Consider the following 21104-nt stretch of genomic DNA (forward strand, 5'->3'; position numbering starts at 1 on the left):
TGTCAGCCACATCGTCCGAACACGGCACTTCTATTTTGCGCAGCGGGATACCGCCCCGGCCTGCTTCGGACCTTTCGTGAACAGGATTTAAATTGAAATTTAGCACTCAATATCCAGCAGGCTCACATACTGCTGTCCGCCGTGCATATCCCTCTCATCGCGGCTGCCTTCCACCGGCACTCTTGGCAGACTGATCTTGGCCACCTGGATATGTTTCAGACAGTAGATTTCCAGATCTTCCGGTTTTACATGATAGGATTTCGCGATAAATTCTTTTTCCCGCTCAAAGGCAGCGGCTACATTCTCGGTATCTTCTACGCTGTTGCAGAATGCGTCAATGGTCAGCCAGAACGGTCCTGCGTTTTTGCTGCGGATATATTTGACTGTATTTTCTATGGTTCTCATCATTCATACCTCCGAAATTATTTTTAGTACTAGACAGTTACATAATTCATGCGCACAAGCTCCAGCGGATCATCCACGGATACGGTGTGGTAGAGCTTGAACTCATAAATGGTGCCGCGTTCCATCTCGGCCGGGGAGAAGAGGAAGCCGTAGGATGGCATCTGTTTGCCCTCAAAGATGTTGTGGTGAAGCATCAGCGGGTTGAAGGCTTTGGTGATCTGGGTAGCCATTTCCTGGGTGTCGGCGGTGACGGTCAGCATCATTAGCACTTCATTCGGAACGTAGCCTTCTGGGACATCCATGCCAGATACGCCGTTGTAGCCGTAAGGACGCAGCCAGAAATGATAGCTGTCTTTGGAAATGCCGTTCTTTTCCAGCTTGTCGATACCTGCTTTGGATACAGCCTCGACCCATTTCATTGGATTCTGCATGACCTTGTGGTCGCGGATGCCGGCCATACTGACGGTCTGATAGCCCACCGGGCCGGAGCCTTCCAGCTTCATGGTATAAGGAAGATACTCGATAGTGGTTCCTTCCACGCGGACAGCATTGTCGGAGAGTGCTGTGTAAGTGGAGGTGCTGGTGTCAATGCGGATGCCTGGTTCGGTAAGCTGGATCGGGTTTGCGTTTTCGTAGATCAAATGTGCGGAAACAGAGTAGGGGGATACCGTGCTGCCTGGCTGTACGGAGCGGATGGTGAAACCCTTCTTATCCAGTTCCATAAACACGCCGCCCGGAAGTCCGGCACTGGTGCAGACGCCGCCGCACTCTACGGTCTTGGCTGCATGCCAGCAGGATGCCGGATCACAGCCCTTCATAAGCGGGTAAGCAGCCATGACTGCAGTGTCGGTAGAACGTCCGCCAATGATGATGTCTGCGCCGTTTTTGAATGCTTCTTCGTAGGCTTCCGCACCCAGAAGTGCTACGATGGTGCTGCACTCATCAAAGGTTTTTTCGGAGATTTCCGGTGCACCGTGGAGGGCAGAAATTTTGCCTTCACGATATTTTTTCTTGATGACTTCCGGGTCTTGCTGGGAGTAAATGCAGGCAATCTTTTTGTGGATGCCGGCCTCTTCGCAGATTTCCCGGATCAGCTTCAGGGCAGTGTTGACGCCTTCATCGGAACCACAGGTTCCGGCAGAGCCGATGGTCATAGGAATGCCCAGCTTGTCGGCACCCAGTACCATGCGCTTTAAGTCACGCTTTACATCGGCAATGGAATATTTTCCGTGGCCGGAGCCCAAGTAGTAAGGACCGGAATCGGTGGAACCGGCATCACTGGAAATGATATCCGGCTTCATGGCCAGTCCTGCCTCAAAAGCTTCTTCGGTACAGTTTAATCCGACTGCGCCATAAGGAACAAATACTTTTACGCTTGTCATAATGCTTCCTCCTTGTTATTGCAACATATTTGAAATGTATTTTCCTGTTTCTTAACTTCTTGACATCATTATAATGCCTGACTATAATAAAGTAAAATTCCGAAAATGTCATTTCACCATAACAAAAAGATTATGATTATATTTCTAAAAATTAAGAAAGGGATGGAACACATGATCAATGAACGGCTTGTTCAATATCTTCTGACGGTGGAGGAAGAACAGAATATCACATCTGCCGCGAAGAAGCTTTACATTTCCCAGCCCGCTTTAAGCCGCATGATCCTGGATCTGGAGAGGAGTCTTGGCACGCCGCTGTTTGTGCGGGACCGGGGGAATTTGCATCCGACTCAGGCGGGAGAGATTTACTTAAAGGGATGCCGGGAAGTGCTCGCGGTTTCCCATTCCGTGAACAAGCAGATTTCAGATCTGGGTGGCAGTCGGAGCGGACGCATTGTGCTGGGGGTTACGGCAGTGACGGGTGAGTTTCTGCTTCCTCAGATTCTCGATGATTTCGAGAGGGAATATCCGCAGGTGGAGCTGATTCTGACAGAAGAAAAGGCAGGGGTGCTGCAGGATCTGGTTAAGAAGGGAAAGACAGATCTGGCATTTATGTATCAGACAGATCCGGAGCTGGAGTGCCATATGATTGCGGAAAATCTGGTATATATTCAGGTGCCTCCTGCATTTACAGAAGGAAAAACAGGCTGGAAACCGGGAAAGCAGAATCCACAGATTGAGGCACAAATGCTTCAGAACCAGTCTCTTATTCTGCTGAAAAAGGGGAGAGGAATGCGGGCAATTGCAGAGCAGTTTCTGAAGCAGTTTTCGATTACACCAGCGCGTGTCTTCGAGACAGAAAACATTCATCTGGCCAGCCGCCTGGCGGCGCTGAACCGAGGCTTTACGTTCATTCCGGGCATTGCGGTGTCGCCGCTGATGCAGGATGAGCAGAACGGTTATTACTGCCAGGTGAAGGATTATCCCATGAAGCGGAGCCTGTACTGCTGCTACCGGGGGCAGAGTTATCAGACAGAGGCGGAGCGGTATCTGATCAGTCTGATTCAGAAGACGGGGCTGTAGTGGGTATAGGAGCCAGTGCCCTAAGTGGCCGGTCCGCTGCGTGAAACAGAGTGACGGGCTTTCTTTGGTTCAAAAATTCGAACTGCTCAAATGGTTTACACATAACGGTCCTGGTGTTATATTTGAGACAGATACATAAAATCTGTCTCATTTTTATTCGGAGGAATCATATGATGCTTTACGAAAACACAAGAACTGTTTACGATCTGGTGCACAATGCGGCGGCAGAGCACGGAGACCGTGTTTTTTTGCAATATGAAGAAAATGAAATTATTTTCCGTGTAACCTACAAAGAATTCGCAGACGAGTGTGATGCGATTGCAGCCTGGGCCAGGGAAAAGCGTGCGCAGGTGGGCCACAAGTTAAAGGTTGGTATTCTGGGAGTCAGCAGCCATCATTATCTGGCAGTACTGCTTGGCGTGATGAGCGGAGGCGATACCGGCATTCCGCTTGATGTCCAGCTCAACGCACAAAAGCTGGCAGACTGCTTAAACCGTTCCGATGTGGACGTACTGTTTTATGACTGGGATTTCCACCTGCTGACGGAGGAAGTGAAGGAGGAATGTCCGGAAGTGGTGGAGTATATTTCCCTGCAGCATGGAAAGCATGTGAACTGCTCCGATAAGATCTTAAAAGCCTATGAGGGGCAGCATGTGGAGTCTGACGCGAAGGCCGATGAGTGTGCCATGATCCTGTTTACATCCGGTACAACCGGACGCGGCAAGGGCGTGATGCTGTCCAATGGAAACCTCATGGACAACAATTTCTGCACCACAGACAACAACCATCCGGAGCGGGAAATTTATTTAAATGTTCTGCCGATTCATCATGTATTCTGCTTAAATGGAGATGTGTTTACCGTTATGCGTTACGGCGGAATCCTCTGTTTGAACCGTGACATGAAGAAGCTGGCAGAGCATATATTACTGTTTGAACCGACGGTCATCCGCATGGTTCCGATGATGGCAAAGGCACTTTACAACCGCATTGCCATCTTAAACCGGCAGCACCCGGAGATGCCCATCCGCAAGGTAAAAGAGCAGGTGCTTGGTACCAGGCTTCACAAGATCATCAGCGGCGGCGGATACCTGGCGCCGGATCTGGCAGCCAATTACCAGCGCCTCGGTATTGCTATTGCCCAGGGCTACGGCATGTCGGAGTGTTCGCCGAAAATTTCTTCCCCGGACTGGACAAGACCGGATAAGATTGCGTCCGTGGGGCGCATTGTAGACCGCTGTGAGGTGCGTATCGTGGACGGCGAGATCCAGGTCAAGAGTCCGTCTGTTATGATGGGATATTACAAGGAGCCGGACAAGACTGCGGAGGCCATCACACCGGACGGCTGGCTTTGTACGGGAGATATCGGCCATGTGGACGAGGAGGGCTTTCTGTACCTGACCGGGCGGAAAAAGAACCTCATTATCTTAAGCAACGGTGAGAATGTGGCACCCGAGGAGCTGGAAAATCTCTTTGAGGATGAGCGTCTGATCGAGGATATTCTGGTGTATGGCGAGGATGATATGATCTGTGCGGAGGTATACCCGAATTTTAAGTATGCGGAAGCTGCAAATATTGCTGATATTGAGAGTACGGTGACTCAGATCATCAAAAAGCACAATGAGGAGCTGCCGACTTTCAAACGCATTCTGCGCAGCAGCATAAGAGAAGTCCCTTTTGCGAAAACTTCTTCCAAAAAGATTATCCGCAGCCAGTATCTGGAGGGAAAACAGAAAGAAGAGCAGGAGGAGAAGCGTTTCCGTATGCCGGAAAATGAGCTTCAGAAGCAGATTTATGACTGCATTGCCGCTGTACTGGGGCACCGTCGTTTTGGCATTGATACAGAGCTCTACGAGGCAGGACTGGATTCCCTTGGAAGCGTGCTGTTACTCACGGATCTGTACCAGATCTTAACGGTTTCCATGACCCTGGATGACCTCTTACAGCATGCTTCGGTGCTGAAGCTGGAAGAATTTGCCCGGGAAGGAGCAGGCGCAGAACAGGTGGATCACACAGTGCGGCAGGTTTATCCGTTAACCAATCTGCAGCTTTATTTTGCCTATGTCATGCGTGGAAATACTACGGCCAATCTGCCGTTTCTCTATAAACTGGATAAACGGACGGATCTGCGCCGCTTAAAGTTTGCGGCGGAGCAGCTTTTTGAGGTGCACCCGGAGCTGAAGGCAATCATCCAGATGGCAGAGGGTCGTTACCAGATCTTCCGTGATGATAAGAGAAAGATTGACATTCCAATCGTGAGATTAAGCGATGTCCAGTGGGAGGAGACGAGAAAAGGATTGCTGTATCCGTACCTTTACGGAGAGGGTGAGAACCTGTTCCATATCGGTATTTATGAGACGGATTCCGCCAATTATTTCTTCTTTGATATTGCCCATATTATGGGGGACGGCATGACCATGAATGTGCTGTTTGAGGACTTAAACCAGCTTTATCTGGGTAAGGCCGTGGAGCCGGAAACCTATACCTTCTACGAATATATCCTGGATGAAAAGGATCGGGACGCGAGAGGACTCCGGGCAAAGAATGAGGCCTATTTCCGGTGCCTGATGAAGGATTTCCGGGTGCGGAAAAGTATCCTTGCACGGAAGGACTGCTACAGCCTGGAGCATGGCGTGGATGCTGATTTAAAGGGACATTTTACGAGCCTGAACCGCCGTAATGTGAGCGCATTTTGTAAAAAGCTTGGCGTTTCAGAAAATGTATTTTTCCTGACGGCCTATAACTTAAGTATTGGCCTGTTCAGCAACGAAAAGGATACTGTTTCCTCCTCCATTCACAGCGGAAGAACCGACAGCCGCTGGAACCGCCTGGCAGGACCTCTGTTCCTTACCTATTTCTTCCGGAACAAGGAAGGTGTGGATCAGACTGTGCCGGAGCTTTTGAAGGCGAATGCAACGCAGATCATGGATACCATGCGCTGCTACATATCGAACCTGCACGCAGATGAGATGTTCTTCCAGTACCAGGGGGATATCTTAAATATCGATACCGTGGGAGGGTATCCGGCAGAACGCCAGCGTATGCAGCTGGATTCCCTGCCGTTCCATCTGCAGGTATTTACTGATGCGAAGGGGTATTACTATGAGCTACGCTACTGGGAGAACCGGTTTGACACCCGCCAGCTTCAGGATTTCCTGACGGTGATGGAGTCTCTGATGGATGCCATGCAGGATGAGATACTGGTGCGCCGTTTAAGCCGCCGCCTGCCGGACCATCTGTTTCCACTGCATTACATCATTACTGTGGAAGAACTGAATCAGGCAGCGAAAGGCCAGCTGGTGACCGGCGTGGATGGCAAAGAACCGGTTAAAGTTTATGTGTTTGATGAAAACTGCAGGAAGAAGCCGTTTGGTGCTTGGGGAGAGCTGTATGTGATGGACTACAAACCGGAGCAGGTGCTGGATGAGATCACCAATCCATATGGACCGGGAAAACTTTACGATAGTGGGCGGACCGCGAGAATCCTGCCGGATGGTTCCCTGGATTTTCTGGAGCAGGGTGGCAGGACCATCATGCAGGAAGGTCTGACTGGTCGTCAGTTCCACGATCTGTATCAGATCGAAACGGCTTTAAAACAGGTGCCGGGTGTGGAGGAAGCCGCCGCCTATGTGCGTTATGCTGATGGCAACAAGCTGGTACTGACAGCAGAAGTGAAGGGCACTATGGAGCAGAATGCTGATGTACTGAAAGCACAGGTGGAGGCGCAGTGCGGCAAGGCTCATGTACCGGATATTCTCTGGAAATGATCAAAATATTTATTGAAAATTCAAATAAATAGCAATAATGAATTAATGAATACAATTAGACAAAAACTGCGAGAACCGATAAAATGAAAGGACAAAATCATTTACGGGAGACAGAAAAAATGTTCATTGACCTTCATTTACATGAATCCGCTTATTCGCCGGATAGTCAGATGACGCTGGACGAGCTTGTGCAGGCAGCACGGGAAAAGGGCCTTGGCGCTGTGTGTATCACCGATCATGACAGTATGGGACTGGCGGAGTATGTGAAAGAGTATTCCAGAGAGCATCAGTATCCGGTGCTGGTCGGGGCGGAGTTTTTCTCACTCTGGGGAGATATCACGGCGTTTGGCATTGACGCGATCCCGGACCACCGGATCAGCGCCCAGGAGTTTATTGATTACGTCAATGAAAGAAACGGATTCTGCGTTTCCTGTCATCCGTTCCGCAACAATAACCGTGGCCTGGCGGAGCACTTAAAAGATGTTCACGGTCTTGGTGGTGTGGAGGTGTTGAACGGAAGCACGGATCTGGAAGCGAACCGCATGGCTCTGAAATATTGCAGAGAGCTTGGACTCCAGCCAATCGGTGCCAGTGACGCCCACTGGACATCCCAGGTGGGTAAGTTTGTGACCTGGTTCCCGGATCCGGTTTATACCATGGAAGACCTGGTATCCCAGCTAAAAAGCGGACGCTGCAAGCCGGCTGTCTGGGAGGAAAACGGCTACCGTATCGTAGATGATTTTTAACGATTTTAAAGGAGAAGGAAGTATTATGAGAAAGAAACTCGCAGTAGCATCATTTGCGGCATTCCTGGCAGCAGCCAGCCTGACTGCATGCGGCAGTTCCAAAGATGCGCAGACAACCGCAGCCCAGACTGAGGTACAGACCGAAGCGGCAGAAACCGAGGTACAGGAGGAAAAAACGGAGACTGAAGCCTCTGCAGATGACAGAGCCTACGAGGGAACAACCCTGAATGTTATGCTGGCTTATGGCGGTGCGGAGAAGTCCTTCGACGCGTTTACCGAGAAGACCGGCATCAAGGTAGAATATGTGGAGATTTCCACCGGAAAAGCGCTGGCACAGATGCAGGCAGAAAATGGAAATACCACGGCAGATGTATGGTTTGGCGGCGGTGTAGACAGCTATATTTCCGCAGCTGAGCTTGGCTATCTGGATCAGTATGAATCTCCGGAAGCAGAGGCGATTGATGCAGGTTATCGTGATAAAGACGGTTATTGGACCGGACTTGCGCTGGTTCCGGCAGGCTTTCTGGTAAATAACGATGTCCTGGAGGAAAAGGGACTGGAAGCACCGAAAACCTGGGAAGATCTGGCAGATCCGAAGTATAAAGACGAGATCATTATGGCATCTCCGGCTATCTCCGGTACCCAGTACGCAATCCTGAACGGAACCCTCCAGGCCTGGGGAGAAGAGAAGGGCTGGGAGATTTGGACTGCCATCAATGACAACGTGGATTTCTATGCAAAGGGCGGCGGTGAGCCGGGCCCGAAGGTATGCGCAGGCGAGTACGGAATCGGAATTCTTGCCATGACAGGCGGCACCTTTGCACTGGAGAAAGAGTACCCGGTTACCGCAATTTATCCGGAAGATATGATTCCGTGGACTCCGGCGCCGATCGCAATTTTCAAAAACTCTGAGAACAAGGATGCGGCAAAAGTATTCGTGGATTACTATCTTTCCAAAGAGGGTCAGGAGGCTTTAAGAGAAGCAGATGCAAGAGTTATGGCACGCGGTGACGTAGATGTTCCGTCAGAGATCGGAACCGTAGATACCACGAAGCTGATCAAGCAGGATGTACTCTTATTTGGTTCTGAGAGAGAAGCTCTTCTGGAAAAATGGGATGAGCTTGCAGGCGAAAAGGACTCATAAAAAAATATGAAACAGGATATGAAAATCATCCGCAGAAGATGCCGGACAGCTAAGATGCTGGACCGGCTCCTTCTGTTTTTGTTGCTTGCAGGGATTGCCGTTTTTATCCTGTATCCGCTCATTTCCCTGATTGGAAGGAGCGTGTTTAAAAACGGCAGGTTTACCCTGGAATACTACCGGCTGCTTTTCACCCGCGCCAGTTTGAAGTTTTTGAAAAACAGTCTCTGGGTGGCGTCAGTTTCCTCGGTGCTTACCATGACAGGAGCTTTTTTCATTGCGCTACATCTGTATACATCCAGTCCGAAAAGGCGGAAAAGGATGGAAAACTGCCTGCTTCTTACCATGATCTCGCCGCCCTTTGTATCAGCGCTGGCGTTTATCATGCTGTTTGGAAGACGGGGACTGATTACCTATGGCCTGCTTCATATCAGCGCGAATCCGTACGGCTGGCAGGGCATCGTGATCCTTCAGGTGATTGGAAACCTGTCCTTTACAGCGCTGTTTCTTCTGACCTTTTTTGACGGGATCGACGGGCGGCTGATCATGGCATCACGGGATCTAGGGGCAGATCCGTTCCATACCCTGCGTTTTGTGATTCTTCCGGCTGTCCGACCAGGAATGCTGTCGGTACTGTTTACGCTTTTCACCATGAATCTGGCAGATTTTGGAACACCGGTGGTGATCGGCGGAAAATATAAGGTGCTGGCAACAGAGGCTTATCTTCAGGCTATTTCCTCCGCTGATCTTGGTAAAGCATCGGCAATCAGCGTGCTGCTTCTTCTCCCGGCAGTAGCGGCTTTCTGGCTGTATGGAAGGGCACTTCCCTCAGCCGGGACCTTCAGCGGGGCAGGGAAGATGCAGACAGAATGGAACGGAGATTACCGTCTGCCTCCGGTGCTTGCGTATCTGGCGGCAGGCTGCAGTGCAGCGTTCTTTGCCGTGATGGCACTGAAATATGGAAATACGTTTTTGAACACAGTTTCCAATACCTCTACAGGGCATATTCAGTTTACGTTAAAGTACTTCCGGGACCTTCCAAGGTCCCAGATGAGTTCCTTCTGCCATAGCCTTGTGTGTGCGCTGGCAGCAGGACTTCTCTCCAGCTTTGTGGGAATTTTGCTGGCTTATTATACCAGGAGGAGAAAAATCAAGGGGATGGCAGCAGCGGAATTTGCGGCTTCCCTGCCTTATATCATACCGGGAACCTTTTTCGGCCTTGGCTATGTGGCAGCATTCAGCCATCCGCCGTTTCTGCTGCGGGGAACCCTGTGGATCATTCTGTTAAACTGCGCGTTTCGTCAGATTTCTGTGGGATGCAAGGCGGCTAACGGAGCCTTTGCGACAATGGATGAAAAGACAGAAATGGCCGCAAGAGATATGGGCGCTACGGCTTTGGAAATTCTGTTTGGAATTGTATTTCCGCAGCTGAAGCAGGTATTTAAGATCTGTTTTGTCACCGTTTTTACTTCAGCAATGACAGCAACCGGCGCAATCGTCTTCCTGATATCACCCGGAAAAAATGTTGCCAGTGTAGAGCTGTTCCAGTCTGTGGAAAACGGAAGATACGGTGTTGCCTCCGTGCAGGCAGTCATGATCCTTCTGGTTACGGCGGCGGTGAATATTGGCTCCATGTATTTGTTTTCGGGAAAGGAGAAGAAGCGAAATGTATCTGGAACTGACCGGTGTACGAAAGATGTATGATGAAGATAACGGAGTAAAACAGATAGATCTGGCGGTGGAAAAGGGAATGCTCCTGACACTTCTCGGGCCTTCCGGATGCGGAAAAACGACCCTCTTAAATCTGTTGGGCGGCTTTTTAAAGCCGGATGCCGGAAGCATTTTTCTGGATGGACAGGAGATTACTTCCTGTGTGCCGGAGGAACGCCCGGTATCTACAGTCTTTCAGAGTTATGCTCTGTTTCCGCACATGAATGTCCTGGAAAATGTGTGTTATGGTCTGCGCTTTTTTCACCGGATGAAGAAACGGGACGCAGTACCTGTGGCAGAGAAATATCTTGATATTGTGGGCCTTTCGGAGTATGAAAAGGCTCCGGTCACGGCACTTTCCGGCGGTCAGCAGCAGCGGGTGGCGCTTGCCAGGGCAATGGCTACGGAGCCGAAAGTGCTGTTGTTAGATGAACCGCTGTCCAATCTGGATGCTTCACTCCGGCTTCGGATGCGGGGAGAGCTGAAGCGGCTTCAGCGGAAAACCGGGATGACCATGATCTTTGTCACTCATGATCAGGAGGAGGCACTGAGCCTTTCTGACAGGATTGCGGTGATGAAGCAGGGATGCATTGTTCAGAACGGAACTTCGGAAGAAATTTATTATGAACCGGCAAATGAAGAAATTGCCGCCTTTATTGGAAAAACAAATCCGGACTTTTTACGCCCGGAGGAGCTGTTTTTGACAGAAGATCCTGCCGCTTCCTGTACGGTGCTGGAGCGGCAGTTTATGGGATCCCATACAGAGTATCTGGTAACAGATGGAGAAAAAAACTGGCAGGTCAGTCTGTTCGGGCAGGCCGGGAGCCGTTTCCGGCCCGGAATGAAGGTGCGGCTGGACATGCAGGAAAAACGTTATTGAGAAAAAATATCCGGGTCTGCATCTTGACAGATCCGGATATTTTTTCTATACTCAATATACCCTATGGGGGTATACGAAAAGGCAAGAGAAAAAAATCATGCCGGAAGCAGAACTCACGGGAGAATGCTTTTTTATTTCATAGGAAATTGCGTCCTATGAAACAAAAAAGCGCTCCGCAGGGATGCGCACTCGGCGCAAAGGTAGATGGTTGCTGAAGCAACCGCGCCTCGGCGCGAGAATGTGCCAAGGCACATTCTTTTTTACAGAAAGGTGGAATTGCATGGAGCATACCGATAAAAGGAAATGCTGCAGTGGAATGGCAGAGCATGCAGAAGCAGCGAAGCCAGATGCTGCAGAGAAAAAAGCAGAGCATAAAGAAGGAAAGCCGTGCTGTTGTCATAAAAAGAAAGAACGTTCGGAGAAGGAATACAAGGATCTGATCCATCGCTTAAACCGCATTGAAGGACAGATCCGGGGAATCCGCAACATGGTAGAGCAGGACGCCTACTGTCCGGATATCCTCATTCAGGTGGCTGCGGCCAACGCGGCGCTCAACAGCTTCAACAAGGTCCTTCTTGGAAATCATCTGCGGACCTGCGTGGCCAATGATATACGCGAAGGCCATGATGAGACCATCGATGAGTTATTGAAGGTATTGCAGAGACTGATGAAGTAAAGGTGAGAATCTTTGCTGGCCATGACACAGAGAGCAAGTGGCAGTGAGGAGAGATTTCGAAGCAATGCGAGGCGGATAAGAAAACAGTATTCCGGGCATGGTAAAGAAGAATGCAATTGGGAAGAAGCAGTTGCAGGGGGAATCGAAAAAGGAGGAAACGACAACAAGATGGAACAGTATACAGTAACCGGCATGAGCTGCGCGGCCTGCAGCAGCCGCGTGGAAAAAGCGGTTTCCGGGGTGCCTGGTGTTACAGGCTGTTCGGTCAGCCTGCTGACCAATTCCATGGGTGTGGAAGGCACGGCATCGTCCGCTGATATCATCAAGGCGGTGCAGGATGCCGGATATGGCGCGTCTGTAAAGGGCGCGGGAAAAGAGGGCAGTGTACGGGCACAGTCCTTAGACGCGGAGGAAGCGTTAAAAGACCATGAGACTCCGGTCTTAAAGCGCAGGCTCTGGTATTCCGTTGGATTTCTGATCGTTCTCATGTATTTTTCCATGGGACATATGATGTGGGGCTGGCCGCTTCCGGCATTTTTTGACGGAAACCATGTGGCGATGGGGCTGATCCAGCTGATCTTAACCGCCATCGTTATGGTCATCAACCAGAAATTCTTCATCAGCGGCTTTAAGAGCCTGTGGCACAAAGCCCCGAATATGGATACCCTGGTGGCCCTCGGTTCCATGGCGGCATTTACTTACAGTACCTACGCACTGTTTGCCATGACCGATGCCCAGGTAAAGGGCAATGCGGACGCTGTCATGAGCTACATGCATGAGTTTTACTTTGAGTCCGCAGCCATGATCCTGACCCTCATCACCGTGGGCAAGATGCTGGAGGCGCGTTCCAAAGGAAAGACCACCGATGCGTTAAAGAGCCTGATGAAGCTGGCTCCGAAGACCGCGGTTGTGGTTCGGGACGGCGAAGAAGTCACTGTCGGCATTGAGCAGGTACAGAAAGGAGATGTCTTCGTTGTCCGTCCGGGCGAGAACATTCCGGTGGATGGCATTGTATTAGAAGGAAGCAGTGCCGTGAACGAAGCGGCTCTTACCGGTGAGAGTATTCCGGTGGATAAGACTGTGGGTGACAGCGTTTCCGCTGCAACGGTGAACCAGTCCGGCTTTATCCGCTGCGAGGCAGTCAGAGTCGGAGAAGATACGACTCTGTCCCAGATCATCCAGATGGTCAGTGATGCGGCTGCCACCAAGGCGCCGATCGCAAAGGTTGCCGACAGGGTATCCGGTGTGTTTGTACCGACTGTTATTACTATTGCAGTCATTACAACCATTGTATGGCTGCTGGCTGGCCAGAGCGTGGGCTTTGCGCTGGCCCGGGGTATTTCCGTTCTGGTCATCAGCTGTCCGTGTGCACTGGGGCTTGCGACTCCGGTTGCCATTATGGTGGGCAACGGCATGGGCGCAAAGCATGGCATTATGTTTAAGACTGCGGTTTCCCTGGAGGAAGCGGGCAAGATGGATATTGTGGCACTGGATAAGACCGGTACCATCACCAGCGGCGAGCCGAAGGTGACCGACATCATCCTTGCAGAAGCAAAGAGTGAGCAGGAGCTTCTGGCACTGGCTTACACCCTGGAGAAAAAGAGTGAGCATCCGCTGGCCCGCGCCATTAACGAGCGCGCTCAGGCGGACGGCATCACTGCAGGCGAGGTGGACGATTTCGCAGCACTTCCGGGCAATGGACTTTCCGGCATTTATGAGGGCAGTGAGCTCTGCGGAGGAAACGCGAATTTTATCGGCAGTGTTGCTTTGGTATCCGATGAGATCCGCGCGAAAGCAGAAAAGCTTGCGGAAGCAGGCAAGACCCCGCTGTATTTCAGCCGTGACGGACAGCTTCTTGGTATTGTTGCGGTGGCGGATGTCATTAAGGAAGACAGCCCGCGGGCGGTTAAAGAGCTGCAGAACATGGGCATCCGTGTTGTGATGCTGACCGGTGATAACGAGCGCACTGCGAAAGCTATCGGTGCCCAGGCCGGTGTGGACGAGGTCATCGCAGGCGTGCTTCCGGAAGGAAAAGAGAGCGTGATCCGTTCTCTGAAGGAGCAGGGAAAGGTAGCCATGGTCGGTGACGGCATCAACGATGCTCCGGCGCTGACCCGTGCGGATATCGGCATTGCCATCGGAGCAGGAACGGATATTGCCATCGATGCAGCCGATGTGGTTCTGATGAAGAGCCGCTTAAGCGATGTCCCGGCAGCCATCCGGTTAAGCCGCGCAACCCTGCGTAACATCCACGAGAACCTGTTCTGGGCATTTTTCTACAACGTTATCGGCATTCCGCTGGCAGCCGGAATCTGGTACCCGCTGTTCGGACTGAAGTTAAACCCAATGTTCGGCGCGGCAGCCATGAGCCTTTCCAGCTTCTGTGTCGTAACCAATGCCCTGCGCCTGAATCTGTTTCAGATGCATGACGCGTCCAAAGATAAGAAGAAAAAACAAAGCAGACCACATGATGAAAGTCATGTTGATCATAAAGAGAAAAAGGAGAAGAGTGCTATGACAAAGACTATGAAAATCGAAGGAATGATGTGCGGACACTGTGAGGCCAGAGTGAAAAAGACCCTGGAGGGCATCGAAGGCGTAACCGAGGCAGTGGTAAGCCATGAGAAGGGAACCGCAGTCGTAACCCTGGAGAAGGAAGTTGCAGACAGCGTTCTGAAAGAGGCTGTTGAGGCACAGGATTACAAGGTCGTATCAGTACAGTAAACACGAGCGGCGCACCGACAGATGCGCCGCGAACGTATGAAGGAGAAATAAATGTCACATTCTCAGAATTCCATGGGCTATATGGTAGCTCTTTGCATTATCCTGTACATAGTAGGCGTATCCATTTATCTTTTTGTAAAATTTGTCAGAAAAAAACTGGATGAGGCGAGAGACCGCAGATTCCAGAGAGAGCACCAGGCAGACATGATGGCAGAAGCAGCCAAAGAAAAGCCGGATGAAAAATAGAGACTGAAGGAAAGACAGAAAAAAGAAGGGAGCAATCAGTCATGACAGATATCATTGTAATTTTAGTCATTGCAGTATTTGTACTTCTTGGTATCAGATCTACCATCAAGCATTTTAAGGGCGAGGGAGCCTGCTGCGGTGGCGGCGGTGGAAGCCTTCCGCCGGAAGAAAAAAAGCTGGAGAATCCGGTTATCGGAAAGAAAATCGTCAAAATCTCCGGCATGCACTGTGAGCACTGTGTGAACGCAGTCACCGAAGTCATCAACAAGATCGACGGCGCATCCGCCAAGGTCAGCCTGCACGGCAAAAAAGCCGTAGTCAGCTTCGACCGGGAGCTGGATGAGGCGGTGTTGAAGAAGACCATTGAAGATGCGGGATATACCGTAGAGGAAATGAAATAAGAATTATAAAAGCCGGAAAGTGGGTTAATAAGCTGCTTTCCGGCTTTTGTTGTTTCTAAAAAAAATGGTCTGTGTTATACTAAAAAACAAGAAACAATTGAAAATTGGGTTTTGATAAGGAGGCGGCTGAAATGGACACAAGAACTATGAAAACCATACTGGAAATAGGCGAGACTATTGCGGTCGAATTCAAAAGATGTGGAAATGGAATTGAAAGTGATGTATACGAAACAGTATGCTCGTTTTTAAACCGTTTTGGAGGAGATATATTTCTGTGGGTTCTGGATGACGGAACCGTTTCTGGTGTGCCGGAAAAGCAGGCTCCAGATATGGTAAAAAATTTTATTAGCTGTATTAGTAATCCTGCATTGTTTTCACCGACTATTTATCTCAATCCTGAGATTTTGGATTATGAAGGGAAGAAACTCATTCATATACACATTCTTCCAAGTGCAGAAGTGCACTGCTACAAAAAAGTAATCTATGATCGTGTAAATGATGCTGACGTGAAAGTTACGGCCACAGCTCAGATTGCCCAGATGTATATCTGCAAGCAAGAAATTTACACAGAAAAGAAGATTTTCCCATATGTGGGACTGGAAGATTTACGTCTGGACCTGTTGCCAAAACTCCGGATCATGGCGGCGAATAACAGTGGTCAGACACATCCGTGGAGCAGTATGTCAGACGAGGAAGTATTAAAAAGTACAAGATTGTATAGTATAGACCGTGTCACCGGAGCAAAAGGATACAATCTGGCTGCGGTCATGCTTTTGGGAAAAGATGATGTAATTGCAGATGTGGTACCGGCCTATGTGACGGATGCACTGCTTCGCAAGGTAAATATAGATCGGTATGATGAACGGGAAATTATCAAAACCAACTTGATCGAAAGTTATGAATAGCTCATGGAATTTGGCCGGAAACATCTGCCGGATCGTTTCTTTTTGGAAGAAGACCAGCGGAAGAGTCTTAGAAATATCATTACGCGAGAAATGATAGCCAATACACTGATACACCTGGAATATACCAGTTCCTATCAGGCAAAATTTGTAATAGAAAAAGACCGGATGTATGTAGAAAATGCAAATCGTGCTTCACAACAGGCAGTTCTGACACCGGATGATATCGAACCAAATCCAAAGAATCCGATCATCGCTGCATTCTTTCGGAATATCGGGTATGCGGACCAGCTTGGATCTGGTGTGAGAAATTTGTTCAAATATAGTGAAGTTTATTCAGGGAAAGAGCCAGAGTTTGTAGAGGGAGACGTATTTCGGATTATTGTGCCGTTGGATGAAGCGTTGATGAATGAAGGAACCACCCAGACCACCCAATCGACCACCCAATCGACCACCCAATCGACCACCCAATCGACCACCCAGTCCACCCAATCGACTATTGATGAAGTGGTTCATAATATGCAAGGTGAAATAGAATATGCAATTATGCAGTTGATGATAAATATTCCAGAGATTTCTCAAAAAGAGATAGCGGCAAGAAATGGGCTTAACTTGAATACGGTGAAGTATTATATCCGCAGGATGCAAAAGAAAGGAATGATTGAGCGAGAAGGAACCAACCGAAAAGGAAAATGGATCGTAAAACAATAAGAAGGATATACGAAAAATGGATCATATTGTTCGTATATTAATAGGAAACTGTATCATACAAAACAGTGCCGGTTTTCTTATCACTCATTTCTATTATCTTATTATTCTAATATGAATCAGAGAAAATCTTATGCTTATTCCAATTCATCACAATTGAAGAGCAGGAGATTTTCATAAAATTGGATTCTCCTGTCAGAAGGGAGAACAAATGAAGAAAAAGAATTCTGTAAAGGCAAGGCGAAATCACAAGGACACAATCGAGCGGAGGCGATAGAGGTGTGTATATTTGAGTATGATGAGAAACGTGAGAAGGAATTAATTCGGAAAGCAGAATATGCGGAAGGGAAAAGAGAAGGTGCGGAGCAGATTTTTACCATTTACAGGCTGCATAAAGAAAAATATACGGAGCAGCAAATCGCGGAGCAGATGGGATTAGATGTAGGAGAGGTGAAAAACGTTCTGGAACGACTTAAGTAGGATGGATATGTAAACAGAAATGAGGAGCCACAGCAGCGGCTCCTCATTTTGGCTTTTAAAAGTATATTGTTATGACAGCTTCCAGATTTCCTCATTATACTGCGCAATGGTGCGGTCGGAGGAGAAGAATCCGGCTTTGCTGATGTTGATGAGCATCTTCTTGGCCCATTCGGTGCGGTCAGAGTAGGCTGCATAGGCCTCTTCGCGGGTCTTGACGTAATCTTCAAAGTCCGGGAAGGTCATGAACCAGTCTTTGTTTAACAGTTCTTTGTAGAGACGGTCCAGATTTTCTTTCTGGCCGATCTTCATCATTTCTTTTCCGACAATGAAATCCACAGCGGCCTTTAAAGCTTTATCTTTCTCATACCAGTCTTTGGACTTGTAGTCACCGCGCTCATAGCGGGCAATGACGGTCTCGGAGGATTCGCCGAAGGTGAAGATGTTGTCTTTGCCCACCAGCTCGGCAATCTCCACATTGGCGCCGTCCATGGTTCCCAGGGTCAGGGCACCGTTTAACATGAACTTCATGTTGCCGGTTCCGGATGCTTCCTTGGAAGCCAGGGAGATCTGCTCGGAGATATCGCAGGCTGGAATCAGCTTTTCAGCCAGGGTCACATTGTAGTTTTCCACCATGAAAACGTTCAGATGTGGACTTACCTTCGGGTCTTTGTTGATAAGTTCCTGCAAACATAAAATTAAGTGGATAATATCTTTCGCAATTACGTAAGCCGGGGCAGCTTTTGCGCCGAACAGCACGGTAATCGGCTTTTTCGGAAGCTTGCCTGCCTTGATCTCCAGATACTTATGGATGACATAGAGGGCGTTCATCTGCTGGCGTTTGTATTCATGCAGACGCTTTACCTGAATGTCGAAAATGGAATCCGGGTTCAGTTCCAGTCCTTGGGTGTTCTTCAGATAGGAAACAAGCTGAGCCTTCTTTTCTGCTTTCACATCCAGAAGCTTTGTAAGTACGGACGGGTCAGACACGAACTGTCCCAGCTTTTCCAGCTCCATGGCATCTTTTTTCCAGCCTTCTCCGATGAGAGAGGTGATGAGGGCGGAAAGCTCCGGGTTGCAGGCCATGAGCCAGCGGCGGAAGGTGATGCCGTTGGTCTTATTGTTGAAGCGCTCCGGATACAGCTTATAGAAGTTGTTCAGCTCTGTATTCTTTAAAATCTCGGTGTGCAGGTAAGCAACGCCGTTGACGCTGTAGCCGTAGTGGATGTCCATGTGAGCCATATGCACCAGACCATTCTGGATGATGTAGGTAGTCTCGTCTTTTACAGTGGCGCGGATGCGGTTGTCCAGCTCGCGGATGATCGGCATTAACTGCGGAACCGCTTTTTCCAGGAAGGCAATCGGCCATTTTTCCAGTGCCTCAGCTAGGATGGTGTGGTTGGTATAAGCACACACTTTGGATACGATGGCAATCGCCTCATCCATCAAAATGCCGTGCTGTCCTAACAGGCGGATCAGCTCCGGGATAACCATGGACGGATGGGTGTCGTTGATCTGAACGGCAGCGTAGTCAGCCAGGTCGTGAAGGTCAGAACCCCGGGCGATGCACTCGTCCAGAATCAGCTGTGCAGCGTTGCTGACCATGAAATACTGCTGGTATACGCGCAGCAGGCGTCCCTTGTCATCGGAGTCATCTGGATAGAGGAAGAGCGTCAGGTTTTTCTCGATTTCGGTTTTATCGAAATCAATGCCATCCTTTACGATGCTCTCATCCACGGATTCCAGGTCGAAGAGGCGCAGGCGGGTGGAGTGGTTGTTATAACCGGTCACATCCAGGTCATAGAGACGGGAAGTAACCGTGAAGCCGCCGAACGGGACCTGATAGCTGGTTTCGGTTTTGGTAAGCCAGCTCTCGTTTTCCATCCACGGGTTCGGGGTCTCCTGCTGCAGATGCTTTTTGTTAAAGACCTGTCTGAACAGACCATAGTGGTAGTTTAAGCCAACGCCGTCTCCGTTTAATCCAAGAGTAGCAATGGAATCCACAAAGCAGGCAGCCAGACGTCCCAGGCCGCCGTTACCGAGGGATGGCTCCGGCTCCAGCTCCTCGATCTCGGCAAGGCTCTTGCCGGCAGCTGCCAGCTCTTTTTTGACTTCATCGTAAAGACCTAAGTTAATGAGATTGTTGGAGAGCAGCTTGCCGATCAGGAACTCGGCGGAGATGTAGTAGAGCTTGCGCTTTCCGGTGCCTTCAACAGCGGTTTCCTTCTCCTTTGCCAGCTTTTTCACCTGCTCTAACAGGCAAATATAGATTTCCTCGTTGGTGCAGGAAGCCAGCGGCTTTTTATATGTTTCTTTCACAGCTTTTGTCAGATCCATAATAGTAAAACTCCCTTCCTGAAGTATCATAAATCAAAAATTCGTTTATATTATAACAAAGTCAGGCGCGGTTGTGCAACTAAAAATCTCCAGGCTTTACAGAGTCGGGCAGCATGGACTGATATGTTCGATGTCCAATTACATTCTGATAATCGTCCTGGATCAGCGCACAGCGTTCGGGGCTTTCATACAGCTTCTTCGCAGCCGCAAACAGAATCCGCGCCGCGTAATGCATGCCCTTGTGGGCCAGAGGGCTTTTTCCCTGGGCTACGATCTGCCAGGTGTGAAGGGCACAGCCGGTGGCTTCGGTGGCCACGCCAATGAGTCCGGTGGGAACCTGCCAGCTTACATCGCCGACATCGGTGCTGCCGAGGTTGATGGTCTGGTCTGCAGGGAGAATATCGGTATCAATCGAAGGGGAATTTTCGTCAGCAGCAAACTGCGCGGCATACGCATAATCCTCTTCCGTATACTCCGGCTTCTCCGCCTCCTGCATGGCCTCCATCATCACTTTCTCCATAGCCGGAATGGACAGCAGATCCGCATAGGCGCTGACGGTCCGATAAGAAACTTTGGTTCCCGTCATGAGTGCAGCGCCCTTTGCAACATCACCTACCCGCTCATAAAGCTCCGCTACATAAGCACTTTCCGGTGCGCGGAGGGCGTAGAGCAGGGTGGCAGCAGCTGGGACAATGTTCGGCGCGTCGCCGCCATCGTTTAGATAAGCGTAGTGCATGCGGGCGTCACTTTTGACATGCTCCCGCAGGTAGTTGACACCCACGTTCATAAGCTCGCAGGCATCTAACGCAGAGCGGCCAAGCTCCGGGTGAGCCGCTGCGTGGGCGCTTTTTCCGGTAAAGTCAAAGATCACGCGGATATTGGCGAGCGCCTCTTTGATCAGGCCGGTTTTGGAACCCGGGTGCCAGGCCAGGGCAAAATCCAGGCCATGAAAACAGCCGGAGCGGGTTAAGAATGCCTTTCCGGCGCCGCCTTCCTCAGCCGGACAGCCAAAGTAAATGACGGTACCTTCTGAACGGGTCTGCAAAAGCCAGTCGCGGATGAGGCAGGCCGCCTCCATGGCGCCGGTTCCAAGAAGGTTGTGTCCGCAGCCATGCCCTGCCGCGCCGGGGCGCTCCGCCTGTTTTTCGGGAACATCTGCCGCCTGGTTCATGCGGGGCAGTGCATCAAACTCCCCTAAAAGTCCGATGACCGGGTGACCGGAGCCGAAGCTGGCAGAAAAGGCGGTGGCAATGCCGCCGAGATTCCGGGTTACGGTAAAACCTTCTTTTTCCAGAAAATCAGCCTGCAGGGCTCTGGAGCGGAACTCCTGGTAACGGGTCTCCGCAAATTCCCAGATCTGGTCGCTGATTGCTTCAAATTGCTGTTCAAAATCTTGTCTGTTCATAACTGAAGAGGTCCTCCAAAGATGTAGATGGGCTTAAAAAATTCCCTGTATCAAACATATTGTAATATGTCATTATCATAGCACATTTTTGAGGTCCGTTCATTATGTAATTTTGCGAAA

17 protein-coding genes are annotated in these 21104 nt (G+C 49.9%); 13 read left to right on the forward strand and 4 right to left on the reverse strand.

Going from position 1 to position 21104, the window contains the following annotated elements; translation table 11 throughout:
• Positions 1–99 precede the first annotated feature (99 nt).
• Together DWY84_RS09950 and DWY84_RS09955 are read right to left on the reverse strand one after the other, a co-directional pair.
• Positions 100–408 carry a DUF4387 family protein gene (locus tag DWY84_RS09950; protein WP_118532848.1) on the reverse strand — a complete coding sequence of 103 codons (309 nt, stop codon included), beginning with the start codon at positions 406–408 and terminating at the stop codon, positions 100–102.
• Positions 409–434: 26 nt separating this feature from the next.
• The gene (locus DWY84_RS09955) at positions 435–1787 is read right to left on the reverse strand and encodes an acyclic terpene utilization AtuA family protein (RefSeq protein WP_118532850.1); all 1353 of its coding nucleotides are present in this window, start codon (positions 1785–1787) and stop codon (positions 435–437) included.
• A gap of 171 nt (positions 1788–1958) precedes the next feature.
• On the opposite strand from DWY84_RS09955, the gene DWY84_RS09960 reads away from it, so the two are divergent.
• From DWY84_RS09960 to DWY84_RS17410, 13 genes are all read left to right on the forward strand, one after another.
• On the forward strand, positions 1959–2867 hold the full coding sequence (locus tag DWY84_RS09960) for a LysR family transcriptional regulator (RefSeq protein ID WP_182434941.1): 909 nt from the start codon (positions 1959–1961) through the stop codon (positions 2865–2867).
• Positions 2868–3037: 170 nt separating this feature from the next.
• Positions 3038–6631: an AMP-binding protein gene (locus DWY84_RS09965; RefSeq protein WP_118532854.1), complete on the forward strand. Its 3594-nt coding sequence runs from the start codon at positions 3038–3040 to the stop codon at positions 6629–6631.
• 119 nt (positions 6632–6750) lie between these two features.
• A complete protein-coding gene (locus DWY84_RS09970) occupies positions 6751–7377 on the forward strand; it encodes a PHP domain-containing protein (RefSeq protein WP_118532856.1) in 627 nt (208 codons plus the stop codon).
• A gap of 25 nt (positions 7378–7402) precedes the next feature.
• Positions 7403–8521, forward strand: a complete 1119-nt coding sequence (locus tag DWY84_RS09975; protein ID WP_118532858.1) for an ABC transporter substrate-binding protein — start codon at positions 7403–7405, stop codon at positions 8519–8521.
• A gap of 6 nt (positions 8522–8527) precedes the next feature.
• A complete protein-coding gene (locus DWY84_RS09980; protein ID WP_118532860.1) occupies positions 8528–10222 on the forward strand; it encodes an iron ABC transporter permease in 1695 nt (564 codons plus the stop codon).
• A complete protein-coding gene (locus DWY84_RS09985) occupies positions 10185–11108 on the forward strand; it encodes an ABC transporter ATP-binding protein (RefSeq protein WP_118532862.1) in 924 nt (307 codons plus the stop codon). Before DWY84_RS09980 ends, DWY84_RS09985 begins: the two co-directional genes overlap by 38 nt.
• Before the next feature lie 316 nt (positions 11109–11424).
• A complete protein-coding gene (locus tag DWY84_RS09990) occupies positions 11425–11784 on the forward strand; it encodes a metal-sensing transcriptional repressor (RefSeq protein ID WP_118532934.1) in 360 nt (119 codons plus the stop codon).
• 168 nt (positions 11785–11952) lie between these two features.
• Complete coding sequence (locus DWY84_RS09995; protein WP_118532936.1) at positions 11953–14508, forward strand: heavy metal translocating P-type ATPase; 2556 nt, start codon at positions 11953–11955, stop codon at positions 14506–14508.
• A 51-nt stretch (positions 14509–14559) separates the two neighbouring features.
• Positions 14560–14754: a hypothetical protein gene (locus DWY84_RS10000; protein ID WP_118532864.1), complete on the forward strand. Its 195-nt coding sequence runs from the start codon at positions 14560–14562 to the stop codon at positions 14752–14754.
• Between the two features lie 41 nt (positions 14755–14795).
• On the forward strand, positions 14796–15155 hold the full coding sequence (locus DWY84_RS10005) for a heavy metal-associated domain-containing protein (protein ID WP_118532866.1): 360 nt from the start codon (positions 14796–14798) through the stop codon (positions 15153–15155).
• Positions 15156–15286: 131 nt separating this feature from the next.
• Entirely contained in the window at positions 15287–16060 is a 774-nt protein-coding gene (locus DWY84_RS17775; RefSeq protein WP_243024822.1) for an RNA-binding domain-containing protein, read from the forward strand.
• Between the two features lie 3 nt (positions 16061–16063).
• Complete coding sequence (locus tag DWY84_RS17780; RefSeq protein ID WP_243024823.1) at positions 16064–16768, forward strand: winged helix-turn-helix transcriptional regulator; 705 nt, start codon at positions 16064–16066, stop codon at positions 16766–16768.
• A gap of 276 nt (positions 16769–17044) precedes the next feature.
• Complete coding sequence (locus tag DWY84_RS17410; protein ID WP_178716822.1) at positions 17045–17245, forward strand: hypothetical protein; 201 nt, start codon at positions 17045–17047, stop codon at positions 17243–17245.
• A 69-nt stretch (positions 17246–17314) separates the two neighbouring features.
• Here DWY84_RS17410 and DWY84_RS10020 read toward each other — a convergent pair whose 3' ends face one another.
• Positions 17315–19579, reverse strand: a complete 2265-nt coding sequence (locus DWY84_RS10020) for a glycogen/starch/alpha-glucan phosphorylase (protein ID WP_118532868.1) — start codon at positions 19577–19579, stop codon at positions 17315–17317.
• A gap of 79 nt (positions 19580–19658) precedes the next feature.
• Positions 19659–20984 (reverse strand): amidohydrolase, encoded by a 1326-nt coding sequence (locus tag DWY84_RS10025; RefSeq protein WP_118532870.1) that lies wholly within the window; start codon positions 20982–20984, stop codon positions 19659–19661.
• Positions 20985–21104: the final 120 nt, after the last annotated feature.

Source organism: Clostridium sp. AF27-2AA, from assembly GCF_003478505.1.
Classification (GTDB): domain Bacteria; phylum Bacillota; class Clostridia; order Lachnospirales; family Lachnospiraceae; genus Brotaphodocola.